This window comes from Methanomassiliicoccales archaeon (assembly GCA_013415695.1).
In the GTDB taxonomy this organism is placed as follows: Archaea; Thermoplasmatota; Thermoplasmata; order Methanomassiliicoccales; family JAAEEP01; genus JAAEEP01.
Genome location: JAAEEP010000023.1, coordinates 1 through 21,216 on the forward strand (window position 1 = coordinate 1; position 21,216 = coordinate 21,216).

The following is a 21,216-nucleotide window of genomic DNA, read 5'->3' on the forward strand; positions in this document are numbered from 1 at the left end:
CTGTTCCTTTATTATCTTCCTTCGAACGATGTGGAAGTGACCGTGTATAGGAGTTATCCTCTCACAGAACAGGAGGGATCGGAGGTAAGCTATATCGAGTTGAAAGTGAACGTCACCAACAACGGCATCATCTCCCATTATGTGTACCTAACAGGAGAAGTTGTGTTCAATTCCCAGCCGGATGAGGTTTACACCGAGACCTCTAGATCCAATGGTCCTATCGATCCTGGAGCGACATGGAGAGAAGTTCGAATTTACGTGGACGTTCCCGATGAGATCGTCCTGGATCCCTACGATGCCTCTTGCTCGATAACACTACCTTCACCCGTCAATGAGTACAACATTGGCTGGATCGTTCCAGGGGCTCTCCTGTGGTTGGTGACGCTTGCATTCCTATCAGTCACTCTGGTGAGAATCAGGCGAAGGTAATGTTCAATGAGCTCAGCGAAACTTGTTAATCCATAAACCCAATTCTATTGCAGGTTGGTTCTGAGGTTTGAGTGGTAGAAATGAGGTTCGAGAAGGATACCATCGAGATCCTGAAGAAGGCGCTTATCAAGATGGAAGATGGGTTCGAGAGCCTTCCTGGGGTTGATACCGATCATGATCTCGAGGGCACCGAGCAGGTGATAATGGAAGTAGCGGAGCGGATGCAGGACAACTTTCCGTACTTCCATCCATTGTACGCGGGGCAGATGCTCAAACCCCCCCATCCCCTGGCCAGGGTGGCCTACATGTTGTCGATGTGGATCAATCCCAACAACCATGCCCTAGATGGTGGACGCGCAAGCTCAAGAATGGAAAAGGAGGCCGTCGCGCAGATCGCTGAGATCTTCAGCTGGAAGAATTCTTTGGGTCATCTGACGAGTGGGGGAACGATGGCGAACATGGAAGCCCTTTGGATCTCCAGCAAATTGAGTCCAGGAAAGAAGGTCCTCGCCTCGGATCAGGCCCATTACACCCACAACCGTCTCTGCGACGTCCTCGGTTTGCATTTCGAGTCCGTTCCGTGCGATGACGAGGCAAGAATGGACGTGTCCGCACTGGAAGAGATACTCGAGAGGGAAAACGTCGGGACTGTGGTGGCCACGATCGGCACCACTGGAACAGGCTCGGTCGACCCGCTGCCGGAGATGATCGAATTGAGGAAGCGCTATGGCTTCCTGTTGCATGCTGATGCCGCATACGGCGGCTATTACATACTCGTGGACAACCTGAGTCCAGGGACGAGGGGGGCGTTCGATCGGCTTCACGAGGTCGACTCCATCGTTGTCGACCCTCATAAGCATGGCCTCCAGCCATATGGATGTGGTTGCATTCTGTTCAAAGACCCCGAGGTGGGAAGGTTCTACAGGCACGACTCGCCCTACACTTACTTCACATCCTCAGAGCTGCACCTGGGAGAGATCAGCCTCGAATGCTCGAGGGCCGGGGCATCAGCTGTCGCCCTCTGGGCTACTCAGAGGCTTTTACCAATGGTTCCGGGAGGGGAGTTCGCAAAGGGCCTGTCAAAGTCTAGGGATGCGGCTCTCTGGCTATATGATAAGATATCCTCCGATGGCCGATTCAGGACCATCCTATCTCCTGAGCTGGACATAGTGGTCTGGGCTCCAAATGGAGCGAGTGCAAGCGAGATCTCGTTGCGCTCTGAGGAACTGTTCAAAGCCGCCGAGAAGAGGAACCTGTATCTTGCCAAGTTCAAGTATCCATCATCATTGCTGAGGGCTAAATGGAAGGGGGTCGATTTCGATCAGGAATACGTGACCTGCTTGAGATCCTGCCTGATGAAGCCCGAGCATTTCGATTGGATCGAAAGGATATGGACGATACTTGCCGAATCGGCGGTCTAGATCCTGGAATAATTAAATGGATCACGAGAAAATCAGATCAGAAGGGCAACCCCTTGGATACGGCTACGGCCCCGATAACGAATGAAGGGAAAGAAGCTATTTCGAGAAGCGTTCCCGACGTTCCACTGAAGTAGGGAGCGGTCTCAAGCATGGTGAATGCCAGGAATATCAATGCAACTCCAAGGACAACGAAGGCGGCCATTATGGCTATCTGTTTCGGATTCATGCTGGACAGGCGAATTCATAACACCGTTATAACTGATTTGGTAACCTTCCCGTTTTTGATAATAGTCCCACCTCAAACGGGGTGAGTGCCAGTAGGCGGATCGTGGCAATCTTACGATGAAAGGCTCTTCATCAGTAGATTCTGAGGACAGCGGCTCCCTTGATCTGGGAGTCCTTCATCCTCCTCAGCACATCGTTGGCATCCTCAAGATCGAATGTCTCGACCTCGGTTCTAATCGGGATCTCACCAGCCCTCCTCAGGAACTCATCGGCATCCTGCCTGGTCACGTTGGCCACGGACCTGACTTTCTTCTCGTGCCAAAGCAGCTCGTACGGAATCTCTGGTATGGGGGACATGTGGATCGCGTTGATCGCTAGTGTCCCAGCCTTGTCCAGGGTGCGCAGCGCCTCCCTGACGATCCACCCCGCTGGTGCGAAGATGATGGCGCTGTCCAGCTTCTCCGGAGGGTCGTCGGTGGCGCTTCCCTCCCATTTTGAGCCAAGTTCTCTAGCCAATCTTCTGTGCTCCTCGCTCCTGGTGAAGACGTACACCTCGCATTCCATTTCGGTCGCCATCTGGATGACGATGTGGGCTGACGCCCCGAAGCCGAAAAGGCCCAACCTCTGACCAGGCCGGAGCTCGCTCAACCTGAGGGAGCGGTATCCGATCACCCCCGCGCAGAGAAGCGGGGCGGCGTTCTCGTCCGAGAAGTTCTCAGGGATCGATTGAGCGTATTCCTCCTTGGCGATCATGTATTCCTCGTAGCCACCGTTCTCATGGAGCCCGGTGAAACTGGCGCTCTCGCAGAGATTCTCCAACCCTCTAGAGCAGAACTTGCACCTTCCACAGGAAGAGAACAGCCAGGTCATCCCGACGCGGTCGCCGACACTGAACCGGCGGGTCCCTTCACCCACTTCCTCGATGGTTCCCACCACCTCGTGGCCTGGAACGATCGGCAGCGTGGGCAGGGGCAGTTCCCCCTCCACCGTGTGCAGGTCGGTGTGACACACCCCGCAGGCAAGCACCTTGATCTTCACCTCTCCCGGCCCTGGTGAGGGCTCGGGAATGTCCAATGGCTCAAGCGGTCCCTTCTCAACCGGTCCCGGCTCCCTCAACATCATCGCTCTCATCGCATCACCCAGATCAACTGAGGTCAATATGTATTGGATTTCAACATCCATCTTTTTTATGGTATTCGAAATAAAATAACCGTTCTCTCTACCGACGGGCGGTAAACGATTGTCGAACCAACGCTCAAACCCATGGAGTATGTATCGGAATCTGCTCAGAACTTGAGGAGAACGGTAATCACCGTCAATCATTCACCAAATATCAAACATAAGAACGCCATTATTCGCAGTTTCTTCGCGAGAGGCAGAAATATTCGGGCTGTATGATGGAAATATTCATAACCCCAAATTTTTTCCCACATCCAATGAATCTCCAGAAGCTCTTCTATCCCAAGAGCCTAGCAATAATCGGGGCGTCCAACACCCCAGGGAAGCTGGGCTACAACGTTCTGAAGAACCTGATTGACCACGGGTTCGAGGGCAAGCTATATCCAGTGAATCCAAGAGGGGGATTGGTTCAGGGGATACGATCCTACACAAGTGTCTCGGACATCGAGGACAAAGTTGACGCAGCGGTAACCATCGTACCCGCTGCTATCACGCCAGATGTTGTGGAGGAGTGCTTCTCCCGAGGCATAGAGTTCGTGACGGTCGAGGCAGCTGGATTTGGAGAACTGGGAGCGAGGGGCAAGGAGATAGAGCAGAAGCTCAAGAATTTGGTGAAAGAGTACAACTGCCACATCCTTGGGCCAAACTGTTCAGGCATCATCAACGTGAACAATGGCCTCTGCCAGCCCATAGGGCTGGTTGGAGATCTTAGGCCGGGCAATATCGGGTTGATCGCCCAGGCTGGCGTATACGCCTCGGGTATCCTGTGGGGCTTGAGGAATGTGATGGACTTCAGCATGATCGCAACTATCGGAAACAAGATCGATATCGACGAGACGGATATGTTGGAGTTCATGGGCAGCGACCCTTCCATAAAGGTGATCGCCATGTATCTCGAGGATATCAGGAGAGGGGAGAGGTTCCTGGATGTCGCCAGGGATATATCTTCCCACAAGCCGATCATCGTGCTCAAGGGCGGAAGGACAGAGGAGGGCAAGGCCAAGGCTGTCACCCACACCGCCGCAATAGGTGGATCGAGGCAGTCCTACGAGGCGGTTTTTGATGAAGCGGGCATAATCCAGGCAAGGGACAACGATCATCTTTTCGATCTTGCCAGGGGATTCTCCAAGCAGCCTCGTCCATCAACTGACAAGGTGATGGTCATTACCTATTCGGGATCACAGGGAATAACCGCGACCGATACTCTGAGCGAGATGGGCTGTGGCCTCGCTGATCTTGATAAACCCACGAGAGAATCGATGAAGGAACACATTCCGGATCTGGTGGCGACAATCAATCCAGCGGATCTGACATTCGATCAGAATCCTGAGCAGGTACGGAGGATCATGGAGATCGCTGCCAGGGACGAGAATGTCGGAGGAATCATGGCAAACCTCCAGCCAGAGATTCTCAATAGCTATGTCGAGAAGATGAAGGATATCGATACAAATGGGAAGACCGTGGTCTTCTCTGTCACCGGCAGGGAGTTCGCCATGGACGGGGTGATCGGATTGGAGGCCCTGGGGTTCCCGGTCTACTCCACTCCCGAGAGGGCATCTGAGATACTGGCTACAATGCATCGACATTCCATCAACAATTTCAAGCCCAGAGATCCGAAGGTGTTTCAGGTTGACCGAGGAAAGGTTAGCAGGGTCCTGGCCGTCGCGAGGAAGATGGGAATGACAACGGTAGGTGGATTCGGGGCCTTCCAGATACTGAAGGCATACGGGATCCCGGTGGCAGAGTGCTACATGGCTAGGACTCCGGAGGAAGCTGAAGAATTATGCTCCTCCATTGACGGTCCGCTGGCCTTCAAGATCGAATCATCCAAGGTGCTTCACAAGTCTGATATGGGCGGCGTAGAGCTAGGCGTGACAGAAGATTTCGAATCGGCCTTCATCAAGATCATCGATCGCGTGATGGCGCGAAGTCCGGATCTCATGAGGAAGGACATCGATGGAGTCCTTATCCAGCCCATGATGGGAGGCGGAAAGGAAGTGCTTATCGGCTCCACGTATGAGCAGGCCATTGGATGCCACATCATCAAGTTCGGTCTCGGTGGTAAGTACACCGAGATCTTCGGGGATGTATCGAACGGCGTTGCGCCACTTGATGAGGAACGGGCAAAGAACATGGTCAGGAATACCAAGTACATTGGAAGGCTTCTCGAGGGTCAGAGAGGTGAGGATCCATACGACATCGTGGCCGTTGTCGATGCTCTCATGAGGTTCTCGCAGCTGGTGAGGGATTTCCCCGAGATCCGGGAGATAGAGGCTAACCCCTTTCTGGTCTGGAATAATGGAGGGGTGGTCATAGATGCTCGCTTCGCCGTGGTATCCCAGGAGACCGAGTCATTGGTCTGCGAGGACTCGGAAACGGTGAAGGAAGCGGCCTGATCAGGGGCCTGAGCAGACGATGCACGCTCATCCCTTGAATTCGACTTTGACCTCGTCAACATCCCATAGGGTCTCGATCTTCTCTGAGATTTCATCCCGGATATTGTTGGCGAACTGGTGATTCTCGGGAAGGTCCACCGTAATGGTCACCTTCCCTTCCTCGACCTGGATATCGGCCACGAGCTCGGTTCTGACCACATCCAGTCCGGTCAGCGGGTTCAAGACGTGCCTGAGCCTCTTCTTCACTACCTCGACAGTGGTCGGCTCCTTCTCCACGACAAGACCATGCTTCTCCTCGTAGTTGCGAATGGCCTCCCTTAGCCCCTCAACCGCCAGAACGGAGCAGTGAGACTTGATCTTGGGCAGGCCCCCCAGGGCCTCCGAGGCCTGCTTCCAGGTTATCTTCTTCGCTTCTTCCAGGGTCTTGCCCTTGGCCAGCTCGGTTATTATCGAACCGGTGGCTATGTTGGACGCGCATCCGTAAGACTCGAATTTCACATCCTCGATGACATGCGTCTCCTCGTTCACCGACAAATAGACCGAGACCATGTCTCCGCATGCAGGGCTACCCACCGTGGACTTGCCGTCAGCATTCTCTATGGTCCCCACATTCTGGGGATTCTTGAAGTGCTCCAGCACCTTATCGCTGTATGGAAACTTCGACATCCTCAATCACCTCCTCTGGCCTTTCTTGCCAGGGGACTAATCTCTCTCAATTTCTCAACGACCTCAGCCAGTGCTTCAACCACGCTATCAACGTCCTTCGTTGAGTTGTATCGACCATACGTGGTCCTGACAGATCCATGGGCTCGCTCATGATCCCCTCCTATTGCCATTATGACGTGACTGGCCTCAAGTGATTTACTGAAGCAGGCGGATCCGGTGGAGAGGGCGAACCCCCTCATGTCCATGTGCAGTGTGATCGATTCTCCTTCGACGTAGTGAAAGGTGACATTGGCATTCTGAGGGGTCCTCATCGTTCGGTGTCCGTTCAGCATGGTGTCAGGAACCTCTCCCAGTATACGGTCGAGGTAGTGGTCCCTGAGTCCCATGATCATCTTGTTCTCCTTCTCTGTGACCAGCTCCGCTGCCTTGGCGAAGCCCACCGAACCCGGTATGTTCTCCAGACCGCCCCGTCGATTGGACTCCTGGAAGCCGCCGTCCATCCACTTCTCGATCGCCGTTCCCTCCCTTATGTACAGCCCTCCGATTCCCTTGGGGCCGTGGATCGTGTGCGCGGCGACTGTCACGAGATCCGCGTTCACCTTGCCTACATCAAGTGGCAAGCGAGTGAAGGTGTGGGTGGCGTCGGTATGGAACAGCACCTCTCGATCTCGACATATCTTTCCAATGGCATCGATGTCCTGTACGGTGCCTATCTCCTGGTTGGCATGCTGGATCGATACAAGAATGGTATCCTTCTTGATCGCATTCTGCACATCTTCGGGATCCACCAGACCTTCTGGATCCACTCTCAGATAGGTTATTTCGAAACCGGACCTCTCCAATGCCTTTGCGCTGTTCAAGACGGGGAAGTCCTCGATCGATGAAATGATGATGTGCTTACCCTTCTTCTTGCCCAGTCCCATGGCCACTCCCTTCAGCGCCATGTTATTGGATTCGGTGTCCCCCGATGTGAATATGAACTCGTCTCTTCCAGCACCAAGGCGGGTGGAGAGCGACTCCCTTGCTTCCTCCAAACTCTCTCTGGCCTCGATCCCGATGGAGTAACCGAATTCTGAGGTAGCGACCGCAAAGGTATCGAAGAAGTAGGGTCTCATCGCCTCCAGCACTCTCTCGTCCATCCTAGTGGAGGCGGCATTGTCCAGATAGATCAAATCATCCATGGATTTCCCTCTCAGATGAATAGCGTGATATTTGATTCCCTAGCATCCCTGATGTAGGTTCCAACGGCTCCAAACTCGTCTATCAGATCCTCCCTTAGATCCGATTTGGAGATGCCCATGACCTCCATGGTCATCTCGCACGCGATCACTCTTCCACCCAGCTCCTTGAAGTCTCTGAAGAGATGCTCCAGCTCAGCGACATTGGCCTTCTTCATCCTGCCTTTGATCATTCTCCTACCAAGGCCGAGCATGTTCATCTTGGAAAGAGGTCCTTTCTCCAGGCCGCCCTTCTGCAGGCGTTGGAGACCCCAGAATGTGAAGTACATGGAAGCCTCCATCCCCCAGGATAGCGCACCAGTTCCTATAATCAGGGCGCTGTACATCTTGTCCATGTCACCGCTGTGGACAACGATTGTCACCCTGTCCGCGCCCTTGAGTGATTCCATCATCGCCTTATCCTTATCTTCCATCTGTCACCCTCCTCTTGGATGTCTATGACCTCGAGACCCATTGCCTCCGCGGCCATCGGGATCTCCTTCTTGGAGGCTGGGTGAGTTCCAACTATCTCTACGATATCTCCAGGGGAGGCCTTCCTGATGGCCTTTCTGGTCTCCACCAAAGGAACGGGGCAGGTCTGTCCGACGCAGTCCACCTTTATCTCGCCCAAACCAACACCTCACCGTCTATTTTTATAATTTAGAATCTGACCTCGTAATAGATATAGGATTGCTTGCCGCCAAGTTTCCTGGTTGCAGGCCAAGGGAATCTTGAGTGGACATCGGGAAATTTTCGCACTCGACTTGTATTTGGAAAAAAGATCGGGGGAAACCAAGCCCTTTCAGGTCATGATCTCACGTTTGCAAGGGCAAGGGCATTCCAACGGGTCCATTCCCCCCGTCTGGAGATACTTTCATTCACCAACACTCAGAGTTCTTTATTGATCAATTCTTTCCACTTTGGGTGCTTGGATAAGCCTTCCAATCTCACGAATCTGGAACAGTTTGGATATGTGCACGGATCGCATTTCCTGTCCTTGCACGAAAGCTCTACCAGGATGGAATCCTGATCAGGAGATTCGCCAGCGTCTGTCATCTCTAGACCTCTACTCTCTCGATTTCCCGTCCAATAAGTCCTTCTGTTCGTCCAAAGGATTCCCTATATAAAAAGCATGGAAGTTTTCCACCGGGTCATGAAATATATTCGTCAATATTATGGGGAAATTCGTAATATATCCGCAGTTCAATACTGAATAATATGCAGATTGATGTGAAAGACGTATCATTGGTAATCAATCGTTCATAAGATAGATTGTCCCTCCGGTACAATGAACGAAGACGATCCCGTCAGATCTGCTTTTAAAGTAGACGCCAGGGGGTGAGACCCACCATCTCGATTACTCATGAATCCCCCGGGCATCTGTCCTTAACTCTCGTTAGGGTCATTGATAACATTTACCCTACCATTATCATTTCTTGTGGTGCGAGATGCACGGGACTTCCAACGCTCTTGAGCGAGCAACGATCGAAGATCTCACAAGCACTGGATAGGCCGGAGGGCTCTAGTGCCCCCATCTGTACACGTTCGGTGGCACAACGATCTCGAACCTCGCTCCCTTGCCTTCGGTCCCGGTCTCCCTTATGGACATTCCTGTGATCCCAAGTATCTCCTTGGCCAGGAAGAGTCCGTATCCGGTGTGAAGGCCCACCCCCTTATTGAAGATCTCGGTCTTCAATCCTTCCGGAATGCCAACCCCATCGTCTTCGAAGTAGAGTATCCCACCCTCGTCGTTCTCCTTGAAGTATATTCGTATTTCAGAAGTGGTCACTCCGTGGCGTATTGAGTCGTCCACAAGATTGAGGAAGACCTTCTCGAGCATCTGATCTCCAAATATTTCTAGCGAACCCGTATCGACCATGAGCTCGATGTTCTCTATCTCCCCCAATCCATGAGTAGCCCTCAATACGATTTTCCCGATATTGTTCCATTGGGGCACGGTAACTCCCATATTCTGGTAATCCTTGGTGAAGGATATTTGCCTCTGAATTGTACGGGAAATCCGCTTCATCCTATCGATCATCTGAGCCTCGTTCCAGTATTCTTCTGGGAATCTGTCTTCAAGGAGGTTCAGATATCCCGACAAGGCAGTTACCTGATTTAGAATATCATGGCGAGTGATGTCCGAGAGGATGTTCAGGTTGGTATTGGCCTTTCTTAGAGCATCGTAAATCTGTTCCTTGGTCTCAAGGTCCCTGCTGTAAAGCGCGAAGGCGATTTCGTCCGTTATCTCATCTAACAACCTGTGCTCCTCAATGTCCTTCAAGTATTCCACGGGCATCGAAATGACCATTATTCCGAAGAGCTTGACACCGTGTTCAAGACGGCTTACAAGTATTCCATTTCCAGTGCATTCTTGAACCAAGGGACAGTCGTCGCATCTCTTGAAGTCCGATATGGCAACGGTGCCAGCGTGTTGCAAGGCCCTATTGACGCATCTCACCCAGTTATTCCTCTCAAATCGCTCCTTGATCGGTAAAAAGGTTTCTCCAAGGCCGGATTCGCCAGAGAGATAGTAGCTGCCCTCATCGTCGAATAGCACGACCCAAGCGTTCTTGAAACCTCTGGTCCTGACCAAGATTTCGCAGGTGAATTTGATGAGATCTCCAGGGTTCTTCTCATAGGCTTTCAGCTTGTTGATCTGGCGGGTTGCTCTCAGAAGGCGATTCAGGTGCTTTATCCGTCTCTCATCTATGTTGGCCTGTGTTATGTCTCTCAGATATCCTCTTGAATTGATGAGCTCACCATCGACGAATTCACCGTCAATAATGCCCTCGACTTCCAGGATCTTATCCATTTTCGTCACCAGTTTCAATTCGAGGTTTTGAATGTCGATTCCATCGGCACTTCCCCCCTTCAAAGGAGACCTCTCTGCGGGCGATCCAATAATGATGCTGGAGAACGAGACATTGGGGATTTCTTCCTCGGAAAATCCGAGCGCTCTCTTGAATGCGGCATTGGCGAAGTTGATGTCCCCGTCATCAGAAGTGCTGAATATTAGATCTGAGGAGTTCTCCACCAGATTCCGGTATGCCTCTTCGCTCATTTCCAATGCTTTCTGGGCCTCTTTTATCTCCTTTATGTCGATGAATGATTCCAGAAGAACGTCCTCTCCATCGAGTTGCATTCGGACCACACTCTTGAGAATAGGTATCTTCTCCCCCTCCCTAGTGAGGAAGATTCTTTCTGATCTATCAACAACCTGTCCTAGGTCAATTATTGGGCATTGGTCGATCTCCGCTGGGCAAAGGGTCTCGTGGCATATCGTTCCAATTATCTCTCCAGGTGATTCGTAATCCAACAATCTTAGCGCAGCTTCGTTGACCCTCTTGACCCTCTTATCAATACCAATTACCATTATTCCAAAGGGAGCGTGATCGATCATGCTTGAGAGAGCGCTCTGACTCTCAATGGTCTTCTTCTCAACACATTCTCTCTCGGTGACATCTCTTGCTATCGAAAGGATTACCTCTTCATTATCGAGGGTGAACAGATGTGCATTCACCTCGACGGGTATACGTTTCCCATCTTTGGATAGGTGAACACACTCGAAAGCCGTGTGCCCCTTCTTATTTAGCTCTTTGATAACTCCCTCAACATGGGAGTCGTCAGCGTCAATATCGACGACGCTCAGATTCATCAATTCTTCCTCGGTATATCCAAGTCTATCACAGGCCGCCTTGTTCACATCGATGAAATTACCGGGCAATCCTTCAGGTGTTAAGCCATGCAGTAAAATTGAATCATTCGAATTATTGAAAATGGCCCTGAATTTCTCCTCTGCCCTTCTGAGCGGGCCAATATCTGAATCGAGGTCATCTTTGATGATTGTGGAACCCTTTCGACCACTCATGGTATCTCAACCATAGCTAATCTGGCGGATTGAATTGCGGAATCATCTTCTATCCTCCCCGATGGGAGGATAACCAGTTCAACTCGATTGCTTTGGACTAGTCCTAGATCCTTCCTTTCGACTTCCCTTTCTAATTGCCATGATGTCAATTAGTAATTTGGAGTTTGTAATGTATATATTAGTACTTTTGGTTAGATTTTCATTGAATTTGAATAACTTTTCATTTACATTGACAATATTTCAACTCTTATTATTAACATTGTTAAAATAGTCCATTATACTATGAATAACTCTACTATCGAGAGTCGATCCCACCCACATCACTCAGAGTGAATCGTGGAATCAATGGCGCATCAGCATGAAAGGGAGATTCCTAACTGAATCCTGGAAATTCGCTTTCAAGGATCCTGGTCACCTCAACAGGATAGCAGTATTCGCACTCAAGATCACTATATTCTTGCTCATCAAGAAGTTCAAGCCAATCCTTGATCTCATGTGCCAGTCCAACAGCATCAAGCCTTTCACCTGCCGAGGACGAATCGAGGGAGATAAGCAGAGTCCTCATACATCCGCACTTCCTGCATTTGTTCTGACCCATTCCAGCAGTAAGTATGTCTCTGATATCGGATATCGCTTTGGCCACTATCAATCACCGCCTTTCAACTATAATGATCGATTAGTAGATGTGATGAATCGACCCCCCATCGCCCGTGCTTGAATCCTAGGACGATACTCAACTCTCACCTGGTTTGGATCTTATCTCCTTCCGGAGACGCTTAACGGATGACTTGGGGTCTCTCGATCTCATCGCGTCTATACAGAATGCCCCCTTCTAGTGGATATAGTTTCTTACAATAGACAGATGTAATAAGGTTGCCCTCCGTAGTGAAAACAAATGATGCCCCTTCCTGACCGCGGCGAGCAGTATGAGGAGAAATTCATTTCTGCAGTGGAAGCTCTGGAATCCATTCCCGATCATCCAGAGCTAATGCTCCAGAAGATGGACACATTCGAGAAGCTCCACCTATCGATCGAGGCGATAATGGATGTGGCGAACATGGTACTGGAGGATCTGGGGGAGATCCTCGGCGAGGATTTCGAGAACCTGTCCAGGCTGGAACAGTTGGGCATAATCGATTGCATACTCGCCAACAAGCTCATCATATGTAGCGGTCTGATGAAGCTGTTCGATCACCGATACGACGGATTCGATGATAAACTCGCATTGAATTCCGTGGCCGATATCAGGGAAACGATCTATTGTTTCATGGACGTTATAGATGGGTACTTGGAGCAGTACGAAGGTGAGAACGGGTACTGATCGCTGATAGAACCCTCGAAATATCTTCTTCGACTGGCTCCTTCTGGGGCAGAAATCATCCCATCTTTCTAATCAAGAAGGCAATCAGGACGATGGCCAATACCGCGGTGATGGCAAGCGCGATCGGCAGAGTAGGGTCACTGGCATCACTTGTCGAATCCAATGGGGTCCCCGACACCATCTCGCTCATATTCCCCTCTCCGACCTCGTTCATTGCGCAAATGCAGTAGTAATATCGATGATCGTTCTGCACGGAGGTATCATTGAAGGAATTCTATGTAGGTCCCACCTGATTTAGATAATGGAGGGAATCAGAGGAATTGCCGCACTAATCACATGTCCCGTGATTGGGGATCCACCATTGCCGAGCGGAGCTTCCCACGAGATGTTGATGAATCCATTTCCCGCATCAACCTGAGGGTCCTGTGATTGGGACGGGACCGACGGTACGGAAGGTGGTGACGGGATGGCGAAGACCGAAACCGATCTGAAGCCGAGGTTGTTCTAAGGGCACTGGCCGAGATACTGAATGTGGAGATCGACTTCAGTACCTGCTGGGATAAAGGCAAGAATAGAGAGAATGAGCAGGATCCCGATCACCAGGCATGAGAATGTCGAACCACAATCGCGTTGCCGTATCTGATCAAATGGTGTTCTCCTCTCCATTCCCCCACATCCAAGCTTCATGTTCAATTAGGAGCTTCCATTGAGGAGGAATAGAATAGCATAAAGGAGAATACTAGCCTCAAGATCCAAAATCAAATTTCTGTTTTGATTTCAATCGCATTCATTGTTGCTGAGTTACAAGGAATGATTTCTCCTCAATTCTCCCAAGTCAATAAAAGTCAGTTGGTATGGCAATTAAACAATTTCTGTGAGAACTTATTAACATTAAAGTCTCACCCTTTCAAAAACATCTCTTGGAAAAAACACCTCGGATATCAAGCGTTCAATGAGAAATGTGATATACCAGCTGCTACCAGGGAATATGGGGATCTTGTTTGGCATTTTTCTTTCCAGCCAATAGAACGATCCTCTCAGCTGAAAGGAGGTTAGTTTAGAATGTCTATTGACAAGAACACTTCCAGATCGTCAATCATTTTCATACTCACGGTTGTCGCGGTCCTTCTTGCAGGTACATTGTTCATGGGATCCACCTCGGCCATCATAAACGGTCAGCCCGATGATGATGGGCATCCGGCGGTATGCGCGGTGACCGTCTACGATGAATATGGAGACTTTATCGGTTTCGGTTCAGGAACGCTCATCTCGCCCACGGTGGTTCTCACGGCAGGGCACGTGACCATACTTGCCTACTACGTCATCGTGTATTTTGGTGAAGACGCCGTCAACAATCCTATTTACATGGGCACTGGAACCCCGCACACCTATCCTGATTTCTACATGCCGTCATCCATGGCAGGAGGTCTCTTCAACTTCCATGGAGATGTTGGAGTAGTGGTACTTGACGAGCCCGTTCCATCGAGCGTGGTCAGCCCTGCAGATTATGGTTTGCTACCCACCGCGGGAGCGGTCGACACCCTGTCTCAGAAGGCTCCAGTGGATCTGGTGGGATACGGTTTCAATGAGCTGGTAACCGGCGAGGGAATGCCATACTTTGATGAATATGGCATTAGGTACAATGCAACCTGCGATTTCATTAGGTCCAATTATGTGGCGAGCGAAGAGTTCATGAAGCTCTCCGGCAACCCATCAAAGGACAAGGGCGGCACAACCTTTGGCGATTCAGGCGGACCAGTTCTGATGCATGGTACCAACACGATTCTTGGAATCACATCATTCGGACCGAGCTACTGGTGCAAGAGTACCTGGTACGCATTCAGAGTTGACACAGATCCTATTCTAAACTGGATCAACTCGTTCCTCTAGAGTTCAGGAATCGTGGTATCGAAACCTTCTATTCCTTTTTCTTCATTGGAGGTAGATCATTCGCCAAAATTATCTCATTTAGAGATTGGGCGGGACCAAAGATCTGCCAATCGGTGGGGTACACCAAGAATCCGTCTGCTCCTCTTTAACTCGCCCCAAAAGAGATTTTGCCATTGGTTTAACGGAGAGCTCTGTCCAGGAGGTTGCCATCAGAGTCATAGATACGGGCATCAAGGGCCATCCTGCCCAAAGCATGGGTCGAACAGCTCAAGCATGGATCGAAGGCACGGATGACGGTCTCGATCCTGTTGAGAAGCCCCTCACTGATCCTGCTCCCGTCGATGTATCTCTTGGCCACCTGAGTCACCGCCTTGTTGAAGGCGGTATTGCAGTGCTCGGTGGCTATTATCATGTTGACCCAGGTAGTCATTCCATCCTCGTCGACCTTGTAATGATGAATGAGCGTGCCCCTAGGAGCCTCGGCCACCCCTACGCCCTCGCTTCTGTTCAAAGAGGCTTTGGACCACACTCGTTCGGAGAGGATCTCAGGATCCTCAAGTAGGTCCCTTGCGTGCTCGATGCAGAAGAGGATCTCTATCAAGCGCGCATAATGGTAGTGGAAGGTGCTCTGGACGATCCCATTCTCACCCAGCTTCTTGAATTCCTTGAGTTCCTCGTCAGCGAGTGGTGTGCCGCAGTGAGATGATATATTGAGCCTTGCCAGGGGTCCGACTCTGTATGTCCCCTCTGGATATCCCAAGGGCTCGTAGTAGGGGAACTTCATATATGACCAGGGTTCAACAGCCTCCTTTATATATTCGAAATAATGCCCTGGATCTAGCTGATCTGCGACAATTCTTCCTTTTGGATCGATGATTCTTAGCTTGCCATCGTAGTGTTCGAGTCCCCCCTCTGAATTAACCAGTCCCATGTAGTAGGATGGGAAATCTCCCAGACTCTTGGTCCCTTCATCTAGTTTCTCCAAGAGGTCCTTGAACATTGAAATGGTTCCAATTGTTATGTCCAAGGCCTCGGGGAGTTTGGAAAGGATGTAGTCAGCGTTCTCCTTCTCCAGCGGCCACTTTACTCCTCCAGGCACGATCCAGTCGCTGGGGTGCACTCTCTTTCCGCCCAGCTTCTCAATGATCTCCTGACCGAACTTCCTGAGCCTGATGCCGTTCATGGCCACATCGGGGTGCTTCTCCATCAGGTAAAAGATGTTCCTGTTGGCCGGATCTGAATCAATTCCAAGGAGGAGATCCGGGGATGAGAGATGGAAGAAGTTGAGGGCGTGAGATTGGATGATCTGCCCCATATGCATCAAGCGACGCAGCATCTCAGCCGTTCTCGGGATCGACACCGATGCCAACTCGTCGCATGCCTTGGCCGAGGCGAGGAGATGGCTCACCGGGCAGATTCCGCAGGCCCTGGAGGTGATACCCGGCATCTCGTAGTAGGGACGGCCCTCACAGAATTTCTCGAATCCCCTGAAGAAGGTCACCTGGAATCGGGCCTCCTGGGCGGATTGGTTCTCGTCCAGGAAGATGGTGACCATCGCGTGTCCCTCTATCCGGGTGACCGGGTTTATGACGATTCTGTCCTTCATTCCACCACACCTATCCGAATTTCGATCTACCCTCCATCTCCGGCTCCCTTCCCTCAAGCAACTCCGTGAGTACATAGTTGATCCGAGAAGCGTCGGGGGGGCAGCCGGGGATGAAGTAGTCCACCTTCACCACCTCGTGGAGGGGATAGGCCTTCTTCAGCAGCGCCGGCACCTCGTTCGGGATCTGAGGCGCCGTTTCCACCAGCTCGAGGTAAGCCCTCCTTAGCACGGCCTCATCCCCGTTTTCCCAGGCGTTTCTCAGGGCTGTCACGTTGCCGGTTACGGCGCAGTCGCCCATGGATATGAGAATGCCCGTGCTGGCTCTGGCCTTCCTGATGAGCGCCAGCTGCTCCTCGTTCCCCACCGCCCCCTCCACTATGGTGACGTCCACCTCATCGGGGAACTCCTTTTCGTCTACGAGAGGGCTGTAGACCACCAGCACCTTCTTCGCAAGTTCCAGTAATAGCTCGTCCTGATCGAGGAATGACATGTGGCAGCCAGCGCAGCCGCTCAGCCAGATGGTGGCGAACCTCACCCCTTCGTCACTCCTCATGGGCCGCCTCCCTCCTTTCCATTATGAATCGTGCGATCTGGTCGTCCTTGGTGATGGAGAGTGTCTCCCCCTCAACGTATATCGCCCCCACCGGGCAGACCTTGGCGCACTTCCTGCATGAGGTGCAGGAGCTGGACTCCTTCCACTCCTGATTCAGATCGATGATCACCTGGGACTCCTTCCCCCTGTGCATCAGGTCCAGGGTGTGCACTCCCTCTATCTCGTCGCAAACTCTGATGCAACGGGTGCAGAGAATGCACCGGTTCCTGTCCATGACCAGGAAGCTGTGCGTGGAGTCCACATCGAGCCTGGGCCATTCCCTCTCGAAGGCGACGTGGTCCACCCCCAGCTCGTTTGCCAGCTCCTGAAGCTCGCAACTTCCGTTGGCGACGCAGACCGAGCAGATGTGGGTCCTCTCGGAAAGGAGGAACTGGACCGCCATCCTGCGGTACTCCCTCAACCCGGGGGAGTCGGTAATGACCTCCATCCCCTCGCTCACCGGGGTCACGCAGGAGGCGAACGGTTTGGGTGACTTCCCTATCGTGACCATGCACATACGGCAGCCTCCGTAGGCCGTCAACCCTTCCAGGTAGCACAGGGTGGGTATCCTTATCCCGTTCTGACGGGCGGCCTCGAGGATCATCGTACCCTCAAGGACCTCGATATCCTTCCCGTCGATCTTGAGCTTCACGGTCATGGCTCACCCCCCTCGCCGGTCCCGTTCATGGGGCAGATGCCCGTGGGGCACTTCTTCTCCAAGATGTGAGCCATGTACTCGTCGCCGAAGTAGCGCAGGGTGGTCAGGATGGGGTTGGGAGCGGTCTGCCCTAGACCGCACAAGCTGGCCTCCCTGATGTATTCGCTCGCCGTCTGCAGCTTCTCCAGATCCTCTGGCTTGCCCTCTCCTCTCATGATCCTGGCGAACACCTTCTTGAGATTGAACAGGCCAGATCTGCACGGGCTGCACCTGCCGCAGGATTCATCCACGCAGAAATCAACGAAGAAGTTAGCGGTGTTCACCATGCAGGATCGGTCGTCGATGACCACGATGCCCCCCGATCCCATTATGGCCCCGGCATTGGTCAGGGACTCGTAGTCTATGGGGAGGTCCAGCATGGACTCGGGAAGGCATCCCCCGGATGGTCCTCCCACCAGAACGGCCTTGAACTCCCTCCCGTCGGGCACACCCCCGCCTATCTCGAACACCACTTCCCTCAGGGTTATGCCCATGGGGACCTCGATCAGCCCTGGGTTGCTCACGTTCCCGGTCAGCGAGAAGCATTTGGTGCCGCTGCAGGTGGGAGTCCCTATCTCCGAGAACCAGGAACCCCCCTCCTGAATGATGGTGGGCAGGTTGGCCATGGTCTCCACGTTCTGGATGAGCGTGGGCTTGCCCCACAGCCCCTTGTTGGCGGGATACGGCGGGCGGGGCTTGGGCATGGCCCGGTACCCCTCAACCGAGGCCAGGATGGCAGTCTCCTCTCCGGCAATGAAGGCGCCCGCACCCAGCCTCAGCTCCACCTCGAATTTCATGGGGGTCTCCAGAACGCTGTCACCCAGCAGCCCGAAGGACCTGGCCTGCTCCAGCGCCTTGCTCAGGGTCTCGATTCCCAGCGGATACTCGGCCCTGATGTAGATGTAGCCGTATTCGGCCCCCAGAGCGTAGGAGGCGATCAGCATGCCCTCGATGATGGCGTGGGGATCGGCCTCGGCCAAGGTTCTGTTGGCAAACACGCCCGGATCGCCCTCGTCCAAATTCGCTATGATATACTTGGGGTTGCCCGTGGCCTTCGAGACGAAGTTCCATTTCATCCCTGTCTGGAATCCAGCGCCTCCCCTCCCCCTCAGCCCGCTCTTGGTGACCTCATCGATCACCTGCTTGGGCTCCATCTCGGTCAGGCACTTGACCAGGGCGGAGTATCCTCCGCTTCTTCTGCTTGTCGAAAAACTCTGCCTTCTTGTAGAGGAGCTTCTTCACGGGCTTTCCCTTGACGATGTGCCCCTCCACGATCTCTCTGGCTGTTTCAGGGGTGACGCCCTGGTAGAGGTAGTCGCCAGGCTCGACCACCACGGCCGGGCCAACATAGCAGGTGCCCACGCATCCGGTGCGGGCGACCTTGCATTCATCCTCCTTGCCATGATCCTTGACCGCTTCCTCGAACGCTTTCAGGACCTCCAATGCGCCCAGGGGAATGCAGCCGCTGGAGCAGCAGACATTGATCCTGTGCTTGAAGCCCTTCTGGTCCTCGGCCTCGGTGCGGGCCATCTTAAGGAGGTCGGAGGTCTTCACTCCCCCTCACCCCCCAGAACATCCTCGATCCTCTTCAGGACATCTTCCTTCTTGACCTTGCCCATGACCTGCCCATCGACCACCACATTCGGAGCTTGGGCGCAAGCTCCTATACATCTGGTGACGAAGAGGGAGAGCCTTCCATCGGAGGTGGAGTCTCCACGCTTCACATCGTACTCGTTTTCGATTGCCAAAACGATGTCGTCAACACCTTTCACGTAGCACGCAGTCCCCAGGCAGGGCGTGATGATGTGCTGCCCCGGCTCCTGCAGTCTGAAGAAGTTGTAGAATGTCGCCGCCCCGTAAACATGGCTAGGGGGAAGCCTGAGCTCCTTGGAGATGTGTGTCATCACATCGAGGTCGAGGTATCCATAGAGTTCCTGAGCCTTCTGAAGTATCTCAAGTAGCGCGTTCCTGTGGTGATCATGCTCCTCTATCGTCCTATCAAGCGTTATCAAGCGCCTATCACGATTCATAGCATCTATGTTCCAGAGATTCCATTCTCAAACAACTCTCATGAGAGTAATCGATCGCTAGTAGATGTGGTGCTGCCTCATGCACTGGTAGCCCTGCGAGAATTCATAGCACGGGAAGGAAGTGCACGCCTCGCATGATTCGTGACCCTCCTTCTCGATGCAATTCCTAATGGGACAGTTCCTCTGGAGACAACCAGGACAGCTGGATTCGATCGATATGTCCATCTTCCAGTACACGCACCACTCGCAATTCAGGCCGCAGGGGCTCGGTACTTCCATTTCAGCACCCCCAACACTCTGAGGATTATCTAGACAGGACAGGCTATAAGAAGTTTTGTCGCTGGTACCGAGTGGTCGTTCAGGAGGATGGGTCCAGCGTTCCATCGATCGGTGATCTTGGTTTGGCCCAGGGTCAGGGGACCGTATCAGTCCTCATCGGGCATGTACTTCCTGAGTGTCTGGCTGTTGATTGCCACTATCACAGTGCTGAGGGACATCAGGATGGCGCCAACCGCAGGGCTGATGACCACCCCCTGGTTGAAGAGTATCCCCGCGGCGAGTGGGATGGCGACTATGTTGTAGCCCCCCGCCCACCACAGGTTCTGCACCATCTTGGAGTAGGTCTTCTTTGACAGGTCGATGAGCTTTGACACATCCCGGGGATCGTTCTTCACCAGTATGATGTCAGCACTCTCGATGGCCACGTCCGTCCCAGCGCCGATGGCAACCCCCACGTCCGCGGTTACCAGCGCGGGAGCGTCGTTTATCCCATCCCCCACCATGGCGACATGGTATCCCTCCTCCCTCAGGGACTCGATGTACTCTGCCTTCTCGTGGGGGAGGACCTGGGCGAAGTAGTCGTCGATTCCCAGCTCCTTGGAGACGGCCTCAGCAACCTCCTTCGAATCGCCAGTGAGCATGTAGGTCCTTATCCCCAGGGATCTCAGCTTCTCGATGGTCTCGGCCGATTCCTTCCTCACCCTGTCCGACAGTGCGAAGGCGCCCATCGGCTCGCCGTCCGCTATGGTGAAAACCACCGTCTTGCCCTCGGATTGCAGCTTCTTGGTCCTCTCATCATCGATCTGGATGTCGAGCTCCTTGAGAAGATTCGGACCGCCCACGTGGACCTCCCTGCCCTCAACGATTCCGAAGGCGCCCTTTCCTGGGATGACCTTGAAGTCTTCCACATCCGGTATTTCCACGCCCCTCTCCGACACCTCGTCCAGGATCGCCCTGGCGATGATGTGCTCGGAGTTGCTCTCCACCGCCGCCGTCAGGCGGAGAAGGTCCTCCTCCGATGAGAAGGCGATGGTGTCGGTGACACCGAACCTTCCCTCTGTAAGAGTCCCGGTCTTGTCGAAGACCATGGCATCGATGTCCCTCGCGGTCTCGAAGGCCCTCCTGTCCCTGATGAGTATGCCGCTCCTGGCGGTGATCGATGTGGAGAGAGCCACCACCAGAGGGATCGCCAGCCCTAGGGCATGCGGGCAGGCTATCACCAGCACGGTAACGGACCTCTCGAGGGCGAAATCGGACTGGCCGAGGGTGAACCAGACGAGGTAGGTCACCACCCCGACGCTCAGGGCGATGTAGAACAGCATGGCCGCCGCCCTGTTGGCGAGATCCTGGGTCCTGCTCCTGCTCTCCTGCGCCTTTTCCACGAGGTCGATCACCTG

Annotated in this window: 24 protein-coding genes; 5 read left to right on the top strand and 19 right to left on the bottom strand. The window is 53.0% G+C overall.

The genetic code is table 11. The features are described from left to right. Positions 1 to 429 (top strand): hypothetical protein (locus tag GKC03_09165; protein ID NYT12694.1); only part of this gene is annotated, 429 nt, incomplete at its 5' end. Between the two features lie 80 nt (positions 430 to 509). Then, positions 510 to 1,850 (top strand): aspartate aminotransferase family protein, encoded by a 1,341-nt coding sequence (locus tag GKC03_09170; protein NYT12695.1) that lies wholly within the window; start codon positions 510 to 512, stop codon positions 1,848 to 1,850. Between the two features lie 37 nt (positions 1,851 to 1,887). Here GKC03_09170 and GKC03_09175 read toward each other — a convergent pair whose 3' ends face one another. Both GKC03_09175 and GKC03_09180 read right to left on the bottom strand, forming a co-directional pair. Further along, the gene (locus tag GKC03_09175) at positions 1,888 to 2,076 is read right to left on the bottom strand and encodes a hypothetical protein (protein ID NYT12696.1); all 189 of its coding nucleotides are present in this window, start codon (positions 2,074 to 2,076) and stop codon (positions 1,888 to 1,890) included. A gap of 131 nt (positions 2,077 to 2,207) precedes the next feature. Next, positions 2,208 to 3,206, bottom strand: coding sequence for a zinc-dependent alcohol dehydrogenase family protein (locus GKC03_09180; GenBank protein NYT12697.1), 999 nt, complete (start codon positions 3,204 to 3,206; stop codon positions 2,208 to 2,210). Positions 3,207 to 3,511: 305 nt separating this feature from the next. Here GKC03_09180 and GKC03_09185 point away from each other — a divergent pair, with 305 nt between their 5' ends. Further along, positions 3,512 to 5,650, top strand: coding sequence for a hypothetical protein (locus GKC03_09185; GenBank protein NYT12698.1), 2,139 nt, complete (start codon positions 3,512 to 3,514; stop codon positions 5,648 to 5,650). A gap of 27 nt (positions 5,651 to 5,677) precedes the next feature. On the opposite strand, the gene GKC03_09190 is transcribed toward GKC03_09185, so the two are convergent. From GKC03_09190 to GKC03_09220, 7 genes are all read right to left on the bottom strand, one after another. Next, positions 5,678 to 6,316, bottom strand: coding sequence for a DUF59 domain-containing protein (locus GKC03_09190; protein NYT12699.1), 639 nt, complete (start codon positions 6,314 to 6,316; stop codon positions 5,678 to 5,680). Positions 6,317 to 6,318: 2 nt separating this feature from the next. Beyond that, positions 6,319 to 7,497 carry a cysteine desulfurase gene (locus GKC03_09195; GenBank protein ID NYT12700.1) on the bottom strand — a complete coding sequence of 393 codons (1,179 nt, stop codon included), beginning with the start codon at positions 7,495 to 7,497 and terminating at the stop codon, positions 6,319 to 6,321. An 11-nt stretch (positions 7,498 to 7,508) separates the two neighbouring features. After that, positions 7,509 to 7,943: an NAD(FAD)-dependent dehydrogenase gene (locus GKC03_09200; protein ID NYT12701.1), complete on the bottom strand. Its 435-nt coding sequence runs from the start codon at positions 7,941 to 7,943 to the stop codon at positions 7,509 to 7,511. Beyond that, a complete protein-coding gene (locus tag GKC03_09205) occupies positions 7,943 to 8,164 on the bottom strand; it encodes a sulfurtransferase TusA family protein (protein ID NYT12702.1) in 222 nt (73 codons plus the stop codon). Before GKC03_09205 ends, GKC03_09200 begins: the two co-directional genes overlap by 1 nt. A gap of 257 nt (positions 8,165 to 8,421) precedes the next feature. After that, positions 8,422 to 8,589, bottom strand: a complete 168-nt coding sequence (locus tag GKC03_09210) for a hypothetical protein (protein ID NYT12703.1) — start codon at positions 8,587 to 8,589, stop codon at positions 8,422 to 8,424. 466 nt (positions 8,590 to 9,055) lie between these two features. Further along, complete coding sequence (locus GKC03_09215; GenBank protein ID NYT12704.1) at positions 9,056 to 11,404, bottom strand: PAS domain S-box protein; 2,349 nt, start codon at positions 11,402 to 11,404, stop codon at positions 9,056 to 9,058. A 373-nt stretch (positions 11,405 to 11,777) separates the two neighbouring features. After that, entirely contained in the window at positions 11,778 to 12,053 is a 276-nt protein-coding gene (locus GKC03_09220) for a hypothetical protein (GenBank protein NYT12705.1), read from the bottom strand. 246 nt (positions 12,054 to 12,299) lie between these two features. On the opposite strand from GKC03_09220, the gene GKC03_09225 reads away from it, so the two are divergent. After that, positions 12,300 to 12,725, top strand: coding sequence for a hypothetical protein (locus tag GKC03_09225; GenBank protein NYT12706.1), 426 nt, complete (start codon positions 12,300 to 12,302; stop codon positions 12,723 to 12,725). 55 nt (positions 12,726 to 12,780) lie between these two features. Here the strand turns inward: GKC03_09225 and GKC03_09230 are convergent, their stop codons facing one another. Together GKC03_09230 and GKC03_09235 are read right to left on the bottom strand one after the other, a co-directional pair. Then, positions 12,781 to 12,939, bottom strand: coding sequence for a hypothetical protein (locus GKC03_09230; protein ID NYT12707.1), 159 nt, complete (start codon positions 12,937 to 12,939; stop codon positions 12,781 to 12,783). 290 nt (positions 12,940 to 13,229) lie between these two features. Next, positions 13,230 to 13,391 (bottom strand): hypothetical protein, encoded by a 162-nt coding sequence (locus tag GKC03_09235; protein ID NYT12708.1) that lies wholly within the window; start codon positions 13,389 to 13,391, stop codon positions 13,230 to 13,232. Between the two features lie 396 nt (positions 13,392 to 13,787). Between GKC03_09235 and GKC03_09240 the strand changes: the two genes are divergently transcribed. Further along, on the top strand, positions 13,788 to 14,615 hold the full coding sequence (locus GKC03_09240; protein ID NYT12709.1) for a S1 family peptidase: 828 nt from the start codon (positions 13,788 to 13,790) through the stop codon (positions 14,613 to 14,615). A gap of 178 nt (positions 14,616 to 14,793) precedes the next feature. On the opposite strand, the gene GKC03_09245 is transcribed toward GKC03_09240, so the two are convergent. From GKC03_09245 to GKC03_09280, 8 genes are all read right to left on the bottom strand, one after another. Continuing rightward, positions 14,794 to 16,221, bottom strand: coding sequence for a Ni/Fe hydrogenase subunit alpha (locus GKC03_09245; protein NYT12710.1), 1,428 nt, complete (start codon positions 16,219 to 16,221; stop codon positions 14,794 to 14,796). 10 nt (positions 16,222 to 16,231) lie between these two features. Continuing rightward, positions 16,232 to 16,774 carry an oxidoreductase gene (locus GKC03_09250; GenBank protein NYT12711.1) on the bottom strand — a complete coding sequence of 181 codons (543 nt, stop codon included), beginning with the start codon at positions 16,772 to 16,774 and terminating at the stop codon, positions 16,232 to 16,234. Then, positions 16,764 to 17,471, bottom strand: a complete 708-nt coding sequence (locus GKC03_09255; protein ID NYT12712.1) for a 2Fe-2S iron-sulfur cluster binding domain-containing protein — start codon at positions 17,469 to 17,471, stop codon at positions 16,764 to 16,766. Before GKC03_09255 ends, GKC03_09250 begins: the two co-directional genes overlap by 11 nt. Beyond that, positions 17,468 to 18,664, bottom strand: coding sequence for a hypothetical protein (locus GKC03_09260; protein NYT12713.1), 1,197 nt, complete (start codon positions 18,662 to 18,664; stop codon positions 17,468 to 17,470). The genes GKC03_09255 and GKC03_09260 overlap by 4 nt, the downstream gene beginning before the upstream one ends. Then, on the bottom strand, positions 18,639 to 19,064 hold the full coding sequence (locus GKC03_09265) for a (2Fe-2S) ferredoxin domain-containing protein (protein NYT12714.1): 426 nt from the start codon (positions 19,062 to 19,064) through the stop codon (positions 18,639 to 18,641). Before GKC03_09265 ends, GKC03_09260 begins: the two co-directional genes overlap by 26 nt. Then, positions 19,061 to 19,540, bottom strand: a complete 480-nt coding sequence (locus tag GKC03_09270; GenBank protein NYT12715.1) for an NAD(P)H-dependent oxidoreductase subunit E — start codon at positions 19,538 to 19,540, stop codon at positions 19,061 to 19,063. Before GKC03_09270 ends, GKC03_09265 begins: the two co-directional genes overlap by 4 nt. 57 nt (positions 19,541 to 19,597) lie before the next feature. After that, the gene (locus tag GKC03_09275; protein ID NYT12716.1) at positions 19,598 to 19,819 is read right to left on the bottom strand and encodes a hypothetical protein; all 222 of its coding nucleotides are present in this window, start codon (positions 19,817 to 19,819) and stop codon (positions 19,598 to 19,600) included. Between the two features lie 146 nt (positions 19,820 to 19,965). Then, on the bottom strand, positions 19,966 to 21,216 hold a 1,251-nt coding region (locus GKC03_09280), incomplete at its 5' end, for a heavy metal translocating P-type ATPase (protein NYT12717.1).